The 17,002-nt window shown below is 65.2% G+C and carries 18 protein-coding genes and 2 pseudogenes; 7 read left to right on the top strand and 13 right to left on the bottom strand.

Annotation, left to right across the window (positions count from 1 at the left end):
* Nucleotides 1-56: 56 nt before the first annotated feature.
* The gene (locus tag B0E47_RS09155; RefSeq protein ID WP_077513897.1) at nucleotides 57-857 is read left to right on the top strand and encodes a MipA/OmpV family protein; all 801 of its coding nucleotides are present in this window, start codon (nucleotides 57-59) and stop codon (nucleotides 855-857) included.
* A gap of 190 nt (nucleotides 858-1,047) precedes the next feature.
* On the top strand, nucleotides 1,048-1,605 hold the full coding sequence (locus B0E47_RS09150) for a cytochrome b (RefSeq protein WP_168171037.1): 558 nt from the start codon (nucleotides 1,048-1,050) through the stop codon (nucleotides 1,603-1,605).
* An 81-nt stretch (nucleotides 1,606-1,686) separates the two neighbouring features.
* On the opposite strand, the pseudogene B0E47_RS17235 reads toward B0E47_RS09150, so the two are convergent.
* Together B0E47_RS17235 and B0E47_RS16820 are read right to left on the bottom strand one after the other, a co-directional pair.
* A pseudogene (locus B0E47_RS17235) lies at nucleotides 1,687-1,888 on the bottom strand (Rieske 2Fe-2S domain-containing protein); the annotation flags it as partial.
* A 19-nt stretch (nucleotides 1,889-1,907) separates the two neighbouring features.
* Nucleotides 1,908-2,075 (bottom strand): annotated as a pseudogene (locus B0E47_RS16820) (GNAT family N-acetyltransferase); the annotation flags it as partial.
* Between the two features lie 176 nt (nucleotides 2,076-2,251).
* Here B0E47_RS16820 and B0E47_RS09140 point away from each other — a divergent pair.
* Nucleotides 2,252-2,866, top strand: coding sequence for a hypothetical protein (locus tag B0E47_RS09140; protein ID WP_077513892.1), 615 nt, complete (start codon nucleotides 2,252-2,254; stop codon nucleotides 2,864-2,866).
* 310 nt (nucleotides 2,867-3,176) lie between these two features.
* Here the strand turns inward: B0E47_RS09140 and B0E47_RS09135 are convergent, their stop codons facing one another.
* The 10 genes from B0E47_RS09135 to B0E47_RS09090 form a co-directional block, all read right to left on the bottom strand.
* Nucleotides 3,177-3,470, bottom strand: coding sequence for a hypothetical protein (locus B0E47_RS09135; protein WP_139351405.1), 294 nt, complete (start codon nucleotides 3,468-3,470; stop codon nucleotides 3,177-3,179).
* A 222-nt stretch (nucleotides 3,471-3,692) separates the two neighbouring features.
* The gene (locus tag B0E47_RS09130; RefSeq protein WP_077513889.1) at nucleotides 3,693-4,007 is read right to left on the bottom strand and encodes a non-heme iron oxygenase ferredoxin subunit; all 315 of its coding nucleotides are present in this window, start codon (nucleotides 4,005-4,007) and stop codon (nucleotides 3,693-3,695) included.
* Nucleotides 4,008-4,167: 160 nt separating this feature from the next.
* On the bottom strand, nucleotides 4,168-4,716 hold the full coding sequence (locus B0E47_RS09125; RefSeq protein WP_077513888.1) for a GNAT family N-acetyltransferase: 549 nt from the start codon (nucleotides 4,714-4,716) through the stop codon (nucleotides 4,168-4,170).
* 70 nt (nucleotides 4,717-4,786) lie between these two features.
* On the bottom strand, nucleotides 4,787-5,716 hold the full coding sequence (panE, locus tag B0E47_RS09120; protein ID WP_077513886.1) for a 2-dehydropantoate 2-reductase: 930 nt from the start codon (nucleotides 5,714-5,716) through the stop codon (nucleotides 4,787-4,789).
* 1 nt (nucleotide 5,717) lies between these two features.
* Nucleotides 5,718-6,632, bottom strand: a complete 915-nt coding sequence (locus B0E47_RS09115) for an acyltransferase (RefSeq protein WP_077513885.1) — start codon at nucleotides 6,630-6,632, stop codon at nucleotides 5,718-5,720.
* A gap of 78 nt (nucleotides 6,633-6,710) precedes the next feature.
* The gene (locus tag B0E47_RS09110) at nucleotides 6,711-7,955 is read right to left on the bottom strand and encodes a cysteine desulfurase (protein ID WP_077513883.1); all 1,245 of its coding nucleotides are present in this window, start codon (nucleotides 7,953-7,955) and stop codon (nucleotides 6,711-6,713) included.
* 133 nt (nucleotides 7,956-8,088) lie between these two features.
* Nucleotides 8,089-9,396, bottom strand: a complete 1,308-nt coding sequence (gene sufD / locus B0E47_RS09105; protein ID WP_077513882.1) for a Fe-S cluster assembly protein SufD — start codon at nucleotides 9,394-9,396, stop codon at nucleotides 8,089-8,091.
* Entirely contained in the window at nucleotides 9,393-10,157 is a 765-nt protein-coding gene (gene sufC, locus B0E47_RS09100) for a Fe-S cluster assembly ATPase SufC (RefSeq protein WP_077513880.1), read from the bottom strand. The genes sufD and sufC overlap by 4 nt, the downstream gene beginning before the upstream one ends.
* Nucleotides 10,158-10,300: 143 nt before the next feature.
* Complete coding sequence (gene sufB, locus B0E47_RS09095) at nucleotides 10,301-11,767, bottom strand: Fe-S cluster assembly protein SufB (RefSeq protein ID WP_174566973.1); 1,467 nt, start codon at nucleotides 11,765-11,767, stop codon at nucleotides 10,301-10,303.
* Between the two features lie 5 nt (nucleotides 11,768-11,772).
* Nucleotides 11,773-12,231: an SUF system Fe-S cluster assembly regulator gene (locus B0E47_RS09090; protein ID WP_077513876.1), complete on the bottom strand. Its 459-nt coding sequence runs from the start codon at nucleotides 12,229-12,231 to the stop codon at nucleotides 11,773-11,775.
* Between the two features lie 226 nt (nucleotides 12,232-12,457).
* On the opposite strand from B0E47_RS09090, the gene B0E47_RS09085 reads away from it, so the two are divergent.
* The 4 genes from B0E47_RS09085 to murU all read left to right on the top strand — a co-directional run bounded on the left by B0E47_RS09085 (nucleotide 12,458) and on the right by murU (nucleotide 15,977).
* Entirely contained in the window at nucleotides 12,458-12,796 is a 339-nt protein-coding gene (locus B0E47_RS09085; RefSeq protein ID WP_077514231.1) for a P-II family nitrogen regulator, read from the top strand.
* 61 nt (nucleotides 12,797-12,857) lie between these two features.
* Nucleotides 12,858-14,156, top strand: coding sequence for an ammonium transporter (locus tag B0E47_RS09080; RefSeq protein ID WP_305775352.1), 1,299 nt, complete (start codon nucleotides 12,858-12,860; stop codon nucleotides 14,154-14,156).
* A 58-nt stretch (nucleotides 14,157-14,214) separates the two neighbouring features.
* Nucleotides 14,215-15,258, top strand: a complete 1,044-nt coding sequence (locus tag B0E47_RS09075) for a phosphotransferase (protein ID WP_077513872.1) — start codon at nucleotides 14,215-14,217, stop codon at nucleotides 15,256-15,258.
* Nucleotides 15,255-15,977 carry an N-acetylmuramate alpha-1-phosphate uridylyltransferase MurU gene (gene murU, locus B0E47_RS09070; RefSeq protein WP_077513870.1) on the top strand — a complete coding sequence of 241 codons (723 nt, stop codon included), beginning with the start codon at nucleotides 15,255-15,257 and terminating at the stop codon, nucleotides 15,975-15,977. Before B0E47_RS09075 ends, murU begins: the two co-directional genes overlap by 4 nt.
* Before the next feature lie 54 nt (nucleotides 15,978-16,031).
* Here murU and secF read toward each other — a convergent pair whose 3' ends face one another.
* Complete coding sequence (gene secF, locus B0E47_RS09065; RefSeq protein WP_077513869.1) at nucleotides 16,032-16,994, bottom strand: protein translocase subunit SecF; 963 nt, start codon at nucleotides 16,992-16,994, stop codon at nucleotides 16,032-16,034.
* Nucleotides 16,995-17,002 lie beyond the last annotated feature (8 nt).

Raw genomic sequence — 17,002 nt, 5'->3', positions numbered from 1 at the left:
GTCACTCCACCGCCCTATCCTGATTCGGCGTGACAGCCCCTATGCTTGCACGTCCCATGAACCACACGCGCCGCCCAGCGTTCTCATTTCCCCGGGTCCTGCTCTGTTCCGGACTGCTGGCCGGCTTGCCGTGGGCGCAGGTTTGTCTTGCCGATGGCGCCGACCAGCCGACCGTCGCGGTCGGCATCGGCATGCAACACCTGCCGCGCTGGACCGGCGCCCGTGCCTCGCGCTACCAGCCGATTCCCTACGTCGATATCGAGATCCCCCACCGCCTCAGCCTGTCCACCCAGGATGGCCTGCAGCTCGACCTGGTCGGCGGCTCGGTGCTGCATGCTGGCCTCTACGGCGATTACCAGTGGGGTCGCGACAGCGATGACCTCGGCGTGCTGCGCGGCAAGATCGCCCCGCTGTCACCGCGACTCACCCTGGGCGGTTACCTCGAATGGCAACTCGACAAACAGATCGATGTGGGCGCCAATCTCAGCCACGACATCCAGGGCGCCGGCGCTTACTTCAAGGTCTACACGGAGTGGGACCTGCCGCCGCTCTGGTTGTTGCAACACTCGCTGCAGCTGAACTGGCAGGCCATGAACGGGGCGGCGATGAACCGCTTCTTCGGCGTCAGCCCGGCCCAGGCTGGCGCCTTGCAGATCCAACCCTGGCAACCCGGCGCCGGCAGCCAGCTCGCCTCGCTGGAGTACGACCTGTTCGTACCCACCAGCAAGCACACCGGCTTCGCGCTCGCCGTGGTCTACGGGCAGTTGCTGGGTGACGCCGGCGATAGCCCGCTGGTCGCGCGCTTCGGCTCCCGCGGCCAATGGAGCGAGTCGCTCGCGTTTGTCTACCACGATTGAGCGCGCGACAAGCCGACTGCCTGCTGTCGTCGAGCCCCTGGGCCGCCGCGTGGATGCAGCAACCATGTTTCTCCCCCGGCTGATCAGCAGTGCCTCATGACATCAGCTACCGCCATGCAAAGCGCGGGTCCGCCCGATCGCTTGAATGGGCACTCCCCTTGTCTACCCCAAACGATATACGCTGCCAACCATGTCCAGTGTGGCGACAACATCGGTCTCCCCGCGTTACGGGTCGACAGCCAAATGGCTGCACTGGTCGATCGCGGGTCTGGTCGTGCTGCAGTTCGGCATCGCCTTGCTGATGCCGGATATCGGCCCGCATACCGTAGCGAGCACACTGATTAACCTGCACTTTTCGTTCGGGGTTCTCATCCTCGTCCTGATGGCCGTTCGTTTCGGCAACCGGCTGCGCCATCCCGTGCCGCTGGACATGCCGGGTTCGCCCGCATGGGAGCGCCGTGCCGCGCATGTGACGCAGCTCGCGTTCTATTTCATCTTGCTGGTCGGCCCCTTCCTCGGCTGGGCGTCCGCCTCTGCGCACAAGCTGTCAGTCGACGTGTTCGGCCTCGTCACGTTGCCGGCGATCGCCGCACCGCGAGCGCATTGGGCGTTGACCGCGGGAGACATCCACATCTATCTGATGTGGATACTGGCGGCACTGATCGCGCTCCATGTTGCAGCAGCCCTGTACCATCACTTTTTGCGGCACGACGGCGTGCTGCGGCGCATGTTGCCCACCGGCGAATGACGTAGCCGTCGCTGGTCGGCCGATCGATACCTGGTCGCTGTTCGACGCATCCCTGCCTGCGGCCACCATCCAGCGACCTCCTCACCGATCGTCGCGCGTCCAGATCGCACCATCCCCCTCGCGCGCCGGAAAGCTCGCGATCGGTATGTAGGCTGGCGGTTTGGTCACCGCGTCGGTTCGCAAGTCGAAGCGCGTCCCCGTGCCGCGGGCATTCGTCCTCGAAGCCGAACACTTCGCCGCCAGCCAGGTCGCTGCTGTCGTGGGTGCAGGCGTCCTCCACTGCTCATGTTGATTGCGCGGCACCGCCATTCGTCGCGGGCAATGCGCTCGGCTTCGGCCAGCACCTGCTCGCCGATACCGCGGCCCTGCTCGCCGGGGTCGACAGCGAACATGCCTAAGTAACCGGCTTTCCCGCGGCGCTCGATATGGCGAGTGGCCTTGAGCCGGCCGTCGCGTTCAGCCATGAGCACCCGCTGCGTTGGCACGCGACGATGGCGAGGACATCGGCGGCGCCAGCCGAGCGAAATGCGAGGTGGGCTAATGGGTCAGTCATCGGCAGCATGTCGGCGACGGCAGCAAAAGCCCGCCGGCGATCGTCGCGGGCGATACACTCGCGTCGAATCCACGATGTACGCCAGGAGCCGACATGACCAGGTTGCTTGCTGCACTGTCCGCCGCATTGGCGCTCACCGCCGGCATCGCCAGCGCCCACGCCGAGCAGACCATCGTGTTCCTGCGCCACGGCGAAAAACCGCCGCTGGGCCTGGGCCAGCTCGACTGCCAGGGCCTCAACCGCGCACTGGCGCTGCCGCAAGTGTTGCAGGCGAAGTTCGGCACACCCACCGCGATCTATGCGCCCGATCCGGGATCCATGGCGAAGGACAAGGGCGTCGAATACAACTACGTCCGCCCGCTGGCCACCATCGAGCCGACCGCGATCCGCCTGGGCCTGCCGGTCAACACGGCATTCGGACTCACCCAGATCAGGCAGCTCGAACATGACCTGCTCAAGCCCGCCTACAGTTCAGCGACGATCTATGTGGCGTGGGAACACAACCTGGCGCAGCAGGCGGTGCAACAGCTGGTTTCAACTGTCGGGGGCAAGGCACAGCAGGTACCGCACTGGGCCGACGACGACTACGACTCGCTCTACGTCCTGCGCGTCAAGTGGCAGAACGGCAAGCCGGTTTCGGTCCGTTTCGAGAAGGAGGCTGAAGGACTGAACCATCAGTCGGCCGAATGCCCCGGCATACGCCCCTGAGCAAAGCAAAGTGCAACAACATATTTCGTGGCTAGAAATATCCCTGCCCACTTCCTCGCCAAGAATGACTGCCATCGACCCATGTCTGTCGGTCGGCGCGACTGTCCAGCCTGCAGATCTTTCAAGGGCGTGTGTGTGCCGGCATGGTGGAACCCCATCCGGATCGCACAAAAATTCTGCGCACCCTTCGAGCTTCTGAAGTCGCAAGAAGCAAACTCATGACTTGGAATGTGTAACCAGGCATGAAGTCCACACGCCGTACTTGCGGAAATTTTCCGAATGAGTACGCAAGGCTTCGGAGGAACCTTCCTCAACTGATTGGCTTGTGAATGCGCTTCCCTATGGCTTGCGCTTGCGACTTGCTGACAACCACCGCCTGCACATGTCGGGTGAGTTCAATCACGCTCATGGGAGGCCCGAAAACAAGCGGGCGCCAAGATCCAGACCCGGACAAGACCACATACATTGTCCCTTGTCCGACCGGAAGCTTGAAGTCAAAGGGCTTATCACCGTTGATGGTTATCAAGATATCGTCGATGCCAACGGGTGCATTTACTTCCACATAGTCATCATCAGCCATTGTTGCAAGCTGTGTTCCGTTCACTATCAGCTGCGCTTCTCGTCTGAATGGAGGGAAGTGATCTCGAATGACGTAAAGCACAGCTCGGCCGTGCCCGGGCGGCTGTGGCGACTTAAACTCCCGGGTGGTGGCGCATCCGGTTAGTACAGCAACGCAAGCAAACAAGATGTGCAACCGTGTAAGAACTTCGCATTTCTTAATCAAGTTGCGCCCCTAATTGATGTGCAGACATCTGAGTACACGCTCTTACCGATCATCCCGCGTCCAGATCGCCCCATCCTCCTCGCGCACCGGAAAACTCGCGATCGGTTCGTAAGCCGGCGGCTTCGTCACCGCCCCCGTGCGCAAGTCGAAGCGCGCACCATGCCGCGGACATTCCACCTCGAAACCGAACACCTCGCCACCGGCCAGGTCGCCGCCGTCATGCGTGCAGGTGTCCTCCACCGCATACAGCGCACCGTCGATGTTGTAGACCGCGATCGGAGTGTCGCCGTCCCACACCACCTTGAACTCGCCCGGCAGGAAGTCGCTGCGTGTGCCGACTTTCACCCAGTCGTTCATGCCGCCGCCCCGGCTGGAGCCTGTTCATGGCCTCCGAGTGCCCCGCGCCGGGAGGTGTTTGCGCGCAAGGCAAGGAAGATCGAGGGAGTGTATGTCGGTACACGACGGAATGATGACGCAGTCATGCGTGCAAACAGACCCGGCGCGTGGTGCCTGGAGATCATGAGCAGGCTCCCAGATCCTTGACCAGCATCTCGAAGCGCAGGTCGTCGCGACGGGGAATGCCGAAGCGCTCGTCGCCATAGGGGAACGGCTTGTACTCGCCGGTGCGCCGGTAGCCGCGGCGCTCGTACCAGGCGATCAGTTCCTCGCGTTGCACGATCACCGTCATGCGCATCACCGGCAGTTTCCATTCGTCGCGCACGATGCGTTCGGCTTCGCTCAGCACGGCCCTGCCCAGACCGCCGCCCTGCCGATCCGGGCGCACGCTGAACATGCCGAAATATCCGCCGCCATCCTGTTCGCAGATGTGCGCACAGGCCAGCCACTGGCCTTCGCGTTCGGCGATGAGAACGCGGCTGCGTGGGCGTTCGATGTCCTGGCGCAGCACTTCCGGATCGATGCGATTGCCGTCGAGGATGTCGGCTTCGGTGGTCCAGCCCTGGCGGCTGGAATCGCCGCGATACGCGGAGGTCACCAGGTCGACCAGGGCCGGGATGTCGCCGAGGGTGGCGGCGCGAAAGACGAGGGCTGCGGATGGGCTGTTCATCGGCGAATGATAAGACGGTTCCGTCGCGCCTGACATGACCTGCGGCAGGCAGAGGGCGATGGCGCGCGGCTCAGGCCTGTCTCGCCACCCGGCCGGCCTCGTGGATTTTCAGGTGTGCGTAGGCGATCGACAGCAGCGAGCCGGCGGCATGCGTGGGGTCCGCACGCGCCAGCATGTCGCCGATCACATGATCGGCCTCGGTCGGGTGACCTTGCTGCAGATCACGCAGCATCGATGCGGCCAGCGGTGAACCGGCCTCGGTGAGCATGGCGCGGGCGCGCTGCAAGACGCGCTCGGCCGGCGCGTGACCGGCCGCAGCTGCCGCCGCATGACATTCCTCCAGCAGGGCGAGCGCCGCCTCGCGCCCGCCTGCGGCGACGATCTCGCCGATCGAGCCACGCAGCAGGCAGGTGATGCCGGCCAGCGTGGCGAGGAACACCCACTTGTCCCACATGTCCTGCACGACGGTGTGGCTGGGCCGCGAATCGAAGCCCGCGTCGGCGAAAGCCTCGGTGATCGCCTGCATCCGCGGCGACGCGCTGCCGTCGCGCTCGCCAAAGGTGATGCTGTGCAACTGGTTCAAGTGCTGCACCACGCCGCGCGCATCGAGCGTGGCGGAAATCACGCACTGGCCGCCCAGCACATGCTGCGCGCCGAATGCCTCGTCCAGCAGATCCAGTTGCCGCATGCCGTTGAGCAGCGGCAGGATCGCCGTATGCGCTCCGACTGCCGGCGCAATATCGCGGATCGCCTGCTCCAGCCCGTAGGCCTTGCAGCTGAGCACGATCAGGTCGAACGGCTCGCGCAGCTCGCTGGCCAGCAGGGTCGACGGTGCGCTCAGGTCGGCGTCGCCGGTAGTGCTGCGGATGACCAGACCATGTCGGGCCAGTTGTTGCGCGCGTTTTTCGCGCACCAGGAAGGTCACATCGCGCCCGTGCTGCAGCAGGCGCCCGCCGAAATAGCCGCCGGTGGCGCCGGCACCCACCATCAGAATGCGCATCTCAGTCTCCTGCGTTCGTGGTGTCGACGGTCAGCTGCATGCGCGCCGCCTGGGCGTCCTTGTCGCGCCACAAGGTATTCATCCACGCCTTGACCCGGCCGCGGAACGCGGTGTCCTCGTCGTAGCTGCCGATCAGCCCGGCATCGATCGGACGTTCGCGCACGTGCACGCGGATGTCGTGCACGCGCCCGGCGATCAGGTCCATCAGCGTGCAAGGCCCTTCGGGGTAGACGATGGTGACATCGAGGATGGCGTGCAGCGCCTCGCCCATGGCGTCGAGCACGAAGGCCACGCCGCCGGCCTTGGGTCGCAGCAGATGACGGAACGGCGAGGACTGCGCATCATGCTTGGCTTGGGTGAAGCGCGTGCCCTCGGCAAAGTTCATCACCGAGACCGGCATGTGCCGGAATTTTTCGCAGGCGCGCCGGGTCGCCTCGCGATCCTTGCCCTGCAACTCCGGATGACGCAGCAGGGTCTGCCGCGAATAGCGCTTCATGAACGGGAAATCCAGCGCCCACCACGCCGGCCCCAGCAACGGCACCCAGATCAGTTGCTGCTTGAGGAAGAAACGCAGGAACGGAATGCGCCGGTTGAAGATTTTCTGCAGCACCGGGATGTCCACCCAGCTCTGGTGGTTGCACAGCACCAGGTAGCTGCCATCCCGGCGCAGGCCTTCCAGACCCTCGACCTGCCAGCGGATACGGGTGAACAGCTCGAACAGCAGATTGTTGACGCCGATCCAGCTTTCAGCGATCGCCACCAGCACCCGCGAACAGGCGTGCCGGATCGAACGAATCGGGAGTACCAGCTTGAACAGGGTGAACACGAAAATGCACGTGACGTGCAGCAGGATGTTGAGCGTGAGCGCCAGCAGCGCCAGCGGCACGCGAATGAACGAGGGAAACGTCGCGAACATGGGGATGATCGATGGGGATTCCGGCCAGCATAATGCCCCGCCGTGGCCGCAGGAACCCCGCGATCGGTCGATGCCGGCTCAGCGCAGCAGCTGGCGTACCTTGAGCAGGGCGGCGATGAACGCGTCGATTTCCTCGCGCGTGTTGTAGAACGCCAGCGAGGCGCGCAGCGTGGAAGGCACGCCGTAGAACTGCATCAACGGGTGCGCGCAGTGGTGACCAGAGCGCACGGCAACGCCTTCCAGGTCGAGCAGGGTCGCCAGGTCGGTCGCCTGCGCGCCGTCGATCAGGAACGAGATCACCGGCTCCTTCTCGGCCGCCTCGCCGACGATGCGCAAGCCGGGGATCTCGCGCAGGCGTTCGGTGGCATACGCCAGCAGTTGCTGCTCCCACGCATGGATCGCCTCGAAACCCAGCGACTGGTAATAGTCGATCGCCGCCGCCATGCCCACGAAACCGGCGATATTCGGCGTGCCGGCCTCGAACTTGTGCGGTGGCGCCGCGAACGTGGTGCCGCTGAAACGCACCTCGCGGATCATCTCGCCACCGCCGAAGAACGGCGGCATCGCCTCAAGGTGCTCGCGCCGGGCCCACAGCGCGCCGGTGCCGGTCGGCGCCAGCATCTTGTGGCCGGTGAACGCGTAGAAATCGCAACCCAGCGCCTGCACGTCGACTGGCCGGTGCGGCACGGCCTGCGAGCCGTCCACCAGCAGCGGAATACCACGCCTGCGGCACTCCTTCGCGATTTCGCGCACCGGGTTGACGGTGCCGAGCACATTGGAGACATGGGTGACGCAGGCCAGCTTCACTTCCGGCGTCAGCATGTCGAGGTATTTTTCGACGATCAACTCGCCGCGCTCGCTGATCGGCGCGGCCTTCACCGTGGCTCCGCCGCGCGCGGCCACCAGCTGCCACGGCACGATGTTGGCGTGGTGCTCCATCACCGTGGTCAGGATCGCATCGCCGGGCTTCAGCCGCGGCAAGGCATAGCTGTAGGCCACCAGGTTGGTGGCCTGGGTGGTGCCCGAGGTGAGGATCAACTCGTTGCGCGACGGCGCGTTGATGAAACGCGCCAGCTTGTCGCGCGTGCCTTCATACGCGGCCGTAGCCTCCTCGCCGAGCTGGTGCACGGCGCGCGACACGTTCGCGTTGTGTTCGCGGTAATGCGTGTTCATCGCCTCGATCACCGCCAGCGGCTTCTGGCTGGTGTTGGCATTGTCCAGGTACACCAGCGGCTTGCCGTGCACGCTGCGCGCGAGCAGCGGGAAATCCGCGCGGACGCGCTGGACGTCGAAGGTGGCGGGCATGCTGGTGGCTGAGGTCATGGTGGTGTGGTCGGGTTGATGTGGTGCAGTTCGCGTTTCGATAGGGCTGTGCGTCGGCGTGGCCCCTCACCCTGCCCTCTCCCCGCAGGGGAGAGGGTTTTCCGGGTTTCGATGTGCTCTTTGGCTACGTGGATCAGGTGTCGGGCAATTGGTTGACCAGCAGGGTGGACAGGTGATCACGCAAGGCTTCATTGGGCAGATCAGCCAGCACGGCGCGACAGAATGCCGCCGTGAGCAAGGCGCGAGCTTCGGCCAGCGGGATGCCGCGCGAGCGCAGATAGAACAGCGAACGCTCGTCGAGCTGGCCGACGGTGGCTCCGTGGGCGGCCTTCACTTCGTCGGCATAGATTTCAAGCTCAGGCTTGGTGTCGATCTCGGCACCCGGCGACAGCAGCAGGTTCTTGTTGCTGAGGCTGGCATCGCTGCCGTCGGCACCTGGCGCGACCACGATCGCACCGCGGAACACGCCACGCGCGCGATCGTTGGCGACGCCGCGCCAGGTCGACTCGGAAGTGGTGTTCAGTGCCTGGTGGCGAATCGCCAGCTGGGTGTCGATGTGCTGGCGACCGTGCGGCATGAACACGCCGCGGGTATGCAACTGCGCCCCGTCGCCGACCAGCTCGGCCTGGAGGTCATGGCGCACCAGCGCGCCGCCCAGTTCCAGCACATGCAAGGTGGCCTGGGCTTGCGCCTGCAGACGCAGCGCGGTGCGCCGGATCAGATGGGTGCTGGCCGATGCGTTCTGCAGCACGGTGTACTGCAGTCGCGCGCCTTCGCGCAGTTCGATGTCGCTGACCAGGGTGGCCAGCTGGGTCGGCTCGCCGCTGGCCAGGTGATGTTCGACCAGGTTCAGCCCGGCGCCCTGGCCCAGTTCGATCACGTTGCGTGCGTGCCAGGCGAGATCCAGCCCCGCCGCCGCGGCAACGAAGACCAGCTGCACCGGCTCCCCGATTTCCGCGTGGTCCGCCACCCGCAACACCACGCCATCCTGTGCGCGCGCCGCATTGATCCGGGCAAACGCATCGCCCGGCTCGCGATAGTGCCTGGAAAGCGAAAACCGCAGCGGCTCCGCATCGCCCGCGAGCGCCTGTGACAGCGGCTGCAAGCTCAGGCCTGCAGGCATGTTCCCGAGCTGCGACAGATCGGCCCGGAACACACCGTTGACGAACACCAGGCGCGGTCCGTCGACACCGGGCAAGACCAGGCTGGCCGCGTCCACCGCGACGGCAGGCGCCGCCATGTCGCGTGTGGCGAAACGGCGCTGACCAAGCGCGCGCAACGCCGTGTACTTCCATGCTTCCACGCGTGTATCTGGCAGGCCGCTGGTAGCGAACGCCTCGAGGTTTTCTTGTCGCGCGACGTCCAGCCAGGCGAGACCGCTGGGCGGCAGCGGCGCATCCAGCAGGGATTCCACCAGCGGCAGCGAAGCCGGCTGGCTCATGCCACGGCTCCGGCGGGTTGACGCCCGGCGAGGCCGGCGTAGCCGTGCTCCTCCAGCTTCAATGCCAGCGACTTGTCGCCGCTTTCGACAATGCGGCCGTCAGCCAGCACATGCACGAAATCCGGCACCACATAGTCGAGCAGGCGTTGGTAGTGGGTGATCATCAGGAACGCGCGATCGGGCGAACGCAGCGTGTTGACGCCCTGCGCCACCTGTTTCAGCGCGTCGATGTCCAGCCCGGAATCGGTTTCGTCGAGGATCGCCAGCTTCGGCTCCAGCACGGCCATCTGGAAGATCTCGTTGCGCTTCTTCTCGCCGCCCGAGAAACCTTCGTTGACCGCGCGATGCAGCAACTCGTCGGAGATCTGCATCACTTTCAGCTTCTCGCGCACCAGCTTGAGGAACTGCATCGAATCCAGCTCCTGCTCGCCGCGGGTCTTGCGCTGCGCATTGAGCGCCGCGCGCAGGAAGTAGGTGTTGTTGACGCCGGGAATCTCCACCGGGTACTGGAACGCCAGGAACACACCGGTCGCGGCACGCGCCTCCGGCGCCATGGTCAGCAGGTCCATGCCGTTGTAGCTGACCGTGCCCCGAGTCACTTCATAACCTTCGCGACCGCACAGCACGTTGCCCAGCGTCGACTTGCCGGCGCCATTCGGACCCATGATCGCGTGCACTTCGCCCGCGTTCACGGTGAGGCTGAGCCCCTTGAGGATTTCCTTGCCCTCGACGCGGGCGTGCAGGTTTTCGATTTTCAGCATTTCTGTTCCTGATTTTTAGCCCCTCTCCCACCGGGAGAGGGGTTGGGGTGAGGGTTCGGGGGCGGGCCGCGATATCACGCTCCGCCCGTACCCTCATCCGCCCTTCGGGCACCTTCTCCCAAGGGGAGAAGGAAATTCTTCATTCAACCCACCGCGCCTTCCAGGCTCACCTCAAGCAGCTTCTTCGCCTCCACCGCGAACTCCATCGGCAGTTCGCGAAAGACCTGCTTGCAGAAACCGTCGACGATCATCGACACGGCGTCTTCCTCGCTGATCCCGCGCGCGCGGCAGTAGAACATCTGGTCGTCGGAGATCTTCGAGGTGGTGGCCTCGTGCTCGACGATCGCGGTGGGATTCTTCACTTCCATGTACGGAAAGGTATGCGCGCCGCACTTCTTGCCGATCAGCAGCGAATCGCACTGGGTGTAGTTGCGCGCACCCTCGGCGCCCTTCTCCATCTTCACCAGGCCGCGATAGCTGTTGGAGCTGCGGCCGGCGCTGATGCCCTTGGAGACGATCTTCGACTTGGTGTACTTGCCAAGGTGGATCATCTTGGTGCCGGTGTCGGCCTGCTGGTAGTGATGGGTCAGCGCCACCGAATAGAACTCGCCCACCGAGCGGTCGCCGCGCAGCACCACGCTGGGATATTTCCAGGTGATCGCCGAGCCGGTCTCGACCTGGGTCCAGCTGATCTTGGCATCGTCGCCGCGGCAGTCGCCGCGCTTGGTCACGAAGTTGTAGATGCCGCCCACGCCGTTCTCGTCGCCGGGATACCAGTTCTGCACCGTGGAGTACTTGATCTGCGCCTTCTCCAGCGCCACCAGCTCGACCACCGCCGCATGCAGCTGGTTTTCGTCGCGCTTCGGCGCGGTGCAACCTTCGAGGTAGGACACGTGGGCGCCTTCCTCGGCCACGATCAGGGTGCGCTCGAACTGGCCGGTGTTCTGCGCGTTGATGCGGAAGTAGGTGGACAGCTCCATCGGGCAGCGCACGCCCTTCGGGATGAACACGAAGCTGCCGTCGGAGAACACTGCCGAGTTCAGCGCGGCGAAGAAGTTGTCGCCGGTGGGCACCACGCTGCCGAGGTACTTGCGCACGATCTCCGGATACTCGCGGATCGCCTCGCTCATCGAGCAGAACAGCACGCCGGCATCGGCCAGCTGCTTGCGGAAGGTGGTGCCGACCGAGACCGAATCGAACACGGCGTCCACCGCCACGCCGGCCAGCGCGGCGCGCTCGTGCAGCGGCACGCCCAGCTTCTCGTAGGTCTCCAGCAGGGCCGGATCCACTTCAGCCAGTGACTTCGGCGCCACCTTGGGTGCGGCGTAGTAACTGATCGCCTGGTAGTCGATCGGGTCGATCTTGAGCTTGGCCCAGTCGGGCTTGGGCATGGTCAGCCAGTGGCGATAGGCCTCCAGCCTCCACTCGGTCATCCACTCGGGTTCGTGCTTGATCGCGGAGATTGCGCGAACCGTGCCCTCGTCCAACCCCGGCGGCAGGCCGGTCATCTCGATCTGGGTGATGAAGCCGGCCGAATAGGTGCGGCCGAGTACCTCGGCCACGTCGGCGTTGTCGCGCAAGGTGGCCGCGCTGCTGCTTTCGTCGATCATGCTGTTCATTCGGTGATGGCCTCGCCGGTTTTCACGATGACGGCGATTTTTCGCTTCGACGGCACCGGCTTGAGCATGTCGGCCAGGGTGATTCCGCGCAGGGTCTGGTCCAGCACGCTGTTGATGCGCTGCCAGCTGCCGCGCACGCCGCATTGCGATTCGCGATCGCACTGGCCCTCGGCCACGCTGCACTCGGTCATGCCGATCGGACCCTCCAGCGCCTCGACGATCTCGGCCAGCGAGATCGCGCTGGCCGGACGGGCCAGCCGGTAGCCGCCATTGACGCCGCGAAAGGATTCGACCAGTTCGGCGTGACCGAGCGCCTTCAGCAGCTTGCTGACGGTGGGCAGTTCGAGATGCGTTTCCTCGGCAATCTGCGCGGTGCTCAATACGTCGACGGGATGCGCGGCGATGCAGGTCATCACCACGGTCGCGTAATCGGTGAGTCGGCTGACGCGGAGCATGGGCGCTCGGGCTCGGCAGGGTTGAATCGGGACTAAAATGGTACTGATTCGAGGCCGCCGGGTCAATCTCGGCGAACGCACCAGAAGTGGGCAACGGGCCATCCCGTTTGCCCACGTTCCGTGCATGCCGGCGCCCGGACGCCGCGCAGACCGGCCTCCGGCGTACCGGCAAGTGCTGGCACGCATCGTGCTGCACCGCCACAAGACTCAAGCACGGGAGCACGCCATGAAGTGGATCACGGCCGTCATCAAGCCGTTTACCCTGGACGACGTGCGTGCGGCGCTGACCGAGGTCGGCGTCGAGGGCATGACCGTGACCGAGGTCAAGGGCTTCGGGCGACAGCACGGCCATACCGAGCTGTATCGCGGGGCCGAGTACGTGGTCGACTTCCTGCCCAAGCTGAAGATCGAGCTGGCGGTCGACGATGACCGCGCCGAGCACGCGATCGAGGCGATCGCCAGCGCCGCCCGCACCGGCAAGATCGGCGACGGCAAGATCTTCGTCGCCGAGCTGGAACAGGTCATCCGCATCCGCACGCAGGAGGTCGACGCCGATGCGCTTTGAGAGGCCGGGAATCGGGAATCGGGAATCGGAAACATCCACCGCGCGATGGAGGTGGGGATCTTTGGCGCTGATCGCCGGGCTGCTCGCTTCCGCTCCTGCCGCAGCGCAGACCCAGGCGACACCGAACAGCGGCGACACCGCCTGGATGATCGTCGCCAGCATGCTGGTGCTGATGATGACAATACCGGGCGCCGCCCTGTTCTACGGCGGCATGGTGCGCGCCAAGAACCTGCTCTCGGTGTTGATGCAGTGCTTCGCGCTCACCGCCCTGGTGAGCGTGCTGTGGATGTTCTACGGCTACTCGCTGGCCTTCAGTACCGAAGGCATGCACGCCGGCGTGGTCAACCTGCATTCGTTCATCGGCGGCCTCGACCGCGCGATGCTGTCCGGGCTGAAGCCCGGCTCGATGTTCCAGACCGTGCCGGAAAGCGTGTTCGTGATGTTCCAGATGACCTTCGCCATCATCACCCCGGTGCTGATCATCGGCGCCTTCGCCGAGCGCATGAAATTCAGCGCGATGCTGTTGTTCAGCGGCCTGTGGCTGACCTTCGTCTACCTGCCGATGGCGCACATGGTGTGGGGTGGCCCGGGCTCGCTGCTCGGCGACATGGGTGTGATCGACTTCGCCGGCGGCACCGTGGTGCATATCAACGCCGGCATCGCCGGCCTGGTCGCCTGCCTGGTGATCGGCAAGCGGCGCGGCTGGCCATCCACCCACATGCCGCCGCACAACCTCGGCTACACCGTGGTCGGCGGCAGCCTGCTATGGCTGGGCTGGTTCGGCTTCAACGCCGGCTCGGCGCTGGCCGCCAATGGCAGCGCGGGCATGGCGATGCTGACCACGCAGATCGCCACCGCGGCCGCCGCGATCGGCTGGATCGGTGTGGAGTGGCTGATCCACCGGCGCGCCAGCGTGCTCGGCATCGTCTCCGGCGCCGTTGCGGGTCTGGTCGCGGTGACTCCGGCTGCCGGCACGGTCGGCCCGGGCGGCTCGCTGGTGCTGGGCCTGCTCGCCGGCGCGGTGTGCTATTTCACCGCTACCCGACTCAAGCACAAGCTCGGCTACGACGACACGCTCGACGTGTTCGGCGTGCATGCCGTCGCTGGCGTCGTCGGTGCCCTGCTCACGGGTCCGCTGGCCTCGTCCAGGCTCGGCGGCTTTGGCAACGTGGTCAGTCTGGGCGGGCAACTGTGGATCCAGGCCAAGGGCGTCGGCTTCACCGTGATCTGGAGCGGTCTGCTGAGCTGGCTGATCCTGAAACTGGTCGACTGGACGATCGGCCTGCGCGTCACCGACGAGCAGGAGCAGATGGGGCTGGACCTGGCGCTGCACGAGGAGCGGGCCTACAACCTGAGCTGAGCGACGGGTGGCGCGGACAGCCTGATAAGCTGTCGGCGTTTTGTCAGCGACCCACTTCATGGACAGTCTCCAAGATCGCGCCACCGCCCGCCTCGAGTGGCTTCGCAACGCGCTGGGCAATCCCATGGCCTCGCTGGCACCGGCTTCGGCCGATGCCAGTTTCCGCAGCTACTGGCGCACGTCGCAGGGCGGCCGGAGCTGGATCCTGATGGACTCGCCTCCGGCGCAGGAGGATCCCGTGCCGTGGCTGGCGATCGGCTCACGCCTCGCCGCCGCGGGACTGCATGTGCCCACCGTACATGCGCAGGATCTGCAACAGGGCTTCCTGCTGATCGAAGATCTCGGCGATCGGCTTTATCTCCCCGCACTGAACGACCAGGCCGCCGATGCGCTCTATGGCGAAGCCATGGACGCACTGCTGCGCATGCAGACCCGGGTGGACTGCAGCGGGCTGCCGCTGTTCGACCATGCCGTGCTGGCGAGCGGGCTGAAGGTAATGCCGGAATGGTTTCTGCAACGCCACCTGGGCCATAGCCCCGATTGCGATGAGTGGGACGAGCTGGAAGCGGCCTTTGGCGTGATCATTCGCAACGCGCTCGAGCAGCCACGCTGTTTCGTGCACCGCGATTTCCACAGCCGCAACCTGCTGATCGTCGAGCACGCCAACCCGGGCATCGCCGAGCTCGGACTCTTGAGTCCCGGAATCATCGACTTCCAGGGCGCGCTGGCAGGGCCCATCACTTACGATCTCGCCTCGTTGCTGCGCGACGCCTATATCGCGTGGCCACGCGAACGCGTGGAAGGCTGGGTGGAGTCCTATCGCAGGCGGTTGCGCGAGGCCGGCCTGATCGGAGACGACATCGATCGCGAACGATTCCTGCGCTGGTTCGACCTGACCGGCCTGCACCGCCATATCCGCGTACTCGGGCAGTTCTACCGCCTGTGGTACCGCGACGGCAAACCTGGCTACCTCGCCGACGTGCCGCGGGTCTACGACTACGTGATCTCGGTGGCCCGTGGTTACGCCGAACTGGCCGACTTCGCCGCCCTGCTGGAACGCCATGTGCAGGGTCGCGACCTGACCCGGGTGATGGAGGCATGAGACACGCCCTGATCTTCGCCGCCGGGCTGGGCGAGCGCATGCGTCCGTTGACCGACCACACGCCCAAGCCGCTGCTGCCGGCGGGCGGCAAGCCGCTGATCGTCTGGCATCTGGAAAAACTCGCCGCCGCGGGCGTGCATTACGTGGTGATCAACACCTCGCACCTGGCCGCACAGTTTCCCGACACGCTGGGCGACGGTTCGCGCTGGGGCCTGCGCATCCGCTATGCGTACGAAGGCCCGACGCCACTGGAAACCGGCGGTGGCATGCTGAATGCGCTGCCGTTGCTGGGGACCGAACCGTTCCTCGCGATCAGTGGCGATATCTGGTGCGACGCCGACCTTGCCAGCTTGCCGAGCGAGCCTGCCGGATTGGCGCATCTGCTGATGGTCGACAATCCTGCCCATCATCCCGAGGGCGATTTCGCGCTGGATGCGCACGGCCTCCTGCACGATTCGGGCGCACCGAAACTCACGTTCAGCGGCATCGGCGTGTTCCGCCGCGACCTGCTGCTGGGCTGGCGTGAGGTGGTCGGCGACGAAACCGCTGCGCAGATCACGCCAGCGCGATTCAAACTGGTTTCGCTGCTGCGTGCGGCGATGGCGAGAGGCGCGATCCACGGCAGCCGCCATGCCGGCGCGTGGACCGACGTGGGCACCCCGCAACGGCTGGCCCAACTGGATGAGACGTTGCGCGAACGAGACATTCGCCCTGCGTGAAAAACGAACGGCCCGGCAAAGGCCGGGCCGCTCATCAGCAACGGATCGGGTGGCTCAGGGACGCCGTGCCAGTTCCGGATTGTCGCGGGTCACCGGCATCAGGTCCTTCTTCGACACGCCCAGCCACAGCAGGATCGGGCTGGCCACGAAGATCGAGGACAACGTGCCGACGAGGATGCCGATCAGCATGGTGATGGCGAAGCCGTGCACCGCCGGGCCGCCGATGAACCACATCGCCGCCATGGTGATGCCGGTGAACAGCGAGGTGATGATGGTTCGCGACAGCGTGTTGTTGATCGAGCGGTTGAGGATTTCCTCCGGCTCGGCCTTGCGCGCCAGCCGGAACAGCTCGCGGATGCGGTCGAACACCACGACCTTGTCGTTGATCGAATAGCCGATCACGGCGAGCACCGAGGCCAGCACGGTCATGTCGAATTCGCGCTGCACCAGCGCAATGATGCCCAGCGTGACCAGCACGTCGTGGATTTCCGTGGCCACGGCGGCAATCGCGAAGCGGCGCTCGAAGCGGATCCACAGGTAGGCCATGATGCCCAGGATCACGAACAGCGCAGCCCAGGTACCGTCGGTCTTCAGCTCGGCGCCGACTTCCGCACTGACGAAGTCGCGACTCTTCAGCTTCGCGTCCGCCCGCGCCGCCTGCAATTCCTTCATCACGTCGGCGGAGACGCGGTCGAGGTTGACCGTGCCGTTGGCCTGCATCGCCGCCGGATCGTCCTTGGCCTGGAAGCGGATCGATACCTCACGGGTACCGCCCAGGCTCTGCACCACCGCGTCGGCAAAACCACCCTTGGCCAGCGCACCACGCACGTCGCCGATCTCCACCGGCTTGTCGTAGTTGACCAGCATGGAGACGCCGCCGGTGAAATCGAGCCCGTAGTTGAGGCCCTTGAAGGCGATCATGCCGATCGACGCGACCATCAGGAAAATGGCGATGGCAATGCTGTACTTGCGCATGCCGAGAAAGTTGATGTTGCTGTCGTGGTTGAAGATTTCCATGGTAATTC

It is taken from the genome of Rhodanobacter sp. B05 (assembly GCF_002001085.1).
In the GTDB taxonomy this organism is placed as follows: Bacteria; Pseudomonadota; Gammaproteobacteria; order Xanthomonadales; family Rhodanobacteraceae; genus Rhodanobacter.
The sequence above is the reverse complement of the archived record's forward strand: the minus strand, read 5'-3'. Positions and strand labels throughout refer to the sequence as shown.

Bases quoted from the DNA above. Each gene is read 5' to 3' on its own strand.
- B0E47_RS09155 (WP_077513897.1), top strand. From the start codon at position 57: ATGAACCACACGCGCCGCCCAGCGTTCTCATTTCCCCGGGTCCTGCTC.
- B0E47_RS09150 (WP_168171037.1), top strand. From the start codon at position 1,048: ATGTCCAGTGTGGCGACAACATCGGTCTCCCCGCGTTACGGGTCGACA.
- B0E47_RS09140 (WP_077513892.1), top strand. From the start codon at position 2,252: ATGACCAGGTTGCTTGCTGCACTGTCCGCCGCATTGGCGCTCACCGCC.
- B0E47_RS09130 (WP_077513889.1), bottom strand. From the start codon at position 4,007: ATGAACGACTGGGTGAAAGTCGGCACACGCAGCGACTTCCTGCCGGGC.
- B0E47_RS09125 (WP_077513888.1), bottom strand. From the start codon at position 4,716: ATGAACAGCCCATCCGCAGCCCTCGTCTTTCGCGCCGCCACCCTCGGC.
- panE (WP_077513886.1), bottom strand. From the start codon at position 5,716: ATGCGCATTCTGATGGTGGGTGCCGGCGCCACCGGCGGCTATTTCGGC.
- B0E47_RS09115 (WP_077513885.1), bottom strand. From the start codon at position 6,632: ATGTTCGCGACGTTTCCCTCGTTCATTCGCGTGCCGCTGGCGCTGCTG.
- B0E47_RS09110 (WP_077513883.1), bottom strand. From the start codon at position 7,955: ATGACCTCAGCCACCAGCATGCCCGCCACCTTCGACGTCCAGCGCGTC.
- sufD (WP_077513882.1), bottom strand. From the start codon at position 9,396: ATGAGCCAGCCGGCTTCGCTGCCGCTGGTGGAATCCCTGCTGGATGCG.
- sufC (WP_077513880.1), bottom strand. From the start codon at position 10,157: ATGCTGAAAATCGAAAACCTGCACGCCCGCGTCGAGGGCAAGGAAATC.
- sufB (WP_174566973.1), bottom strand. From the start codon at position 11,767: ATGATCGACGAAAGCAGCAGCGCGGCCACCTTGCGCGACAACGCCGAC.
- B0E47_RS09090 (WP_077513876.1), bottom strand. From the start codon at position 12,231: ATGCTCCGCGTCAGCCGACTCACCGATTACGCGACCGTGGTGATGACC.
- B0E47_RS09085 (WP_077514231.1), top strand. From the start codon at position 12,458: ATGAAGTGGATCACGGCCGTCATCAAGCCGTTTACCCTGGACGACGTG.
- B0E47_RS09075 (WP_077513872.1), top strand. From the start codon at position 14,215: ATGGACAGTCTCCAAGATCGCGCCACCGCCCGCCTCGAGTGGCTTCGC.
- murU (WP_077513870.1), top strand. From the start codon at position 15,255: ATGAGACACGCCCTGATCTTCGCCGCCGGGCTGGGCGAGCGCATGCGT.
- secF (WP_077513869.1), bottom strand. From the start codon at position 16,994: ATGGAAATCTTCAACCACGACAGCAACATCAACTTTCTCGGCATGCGC.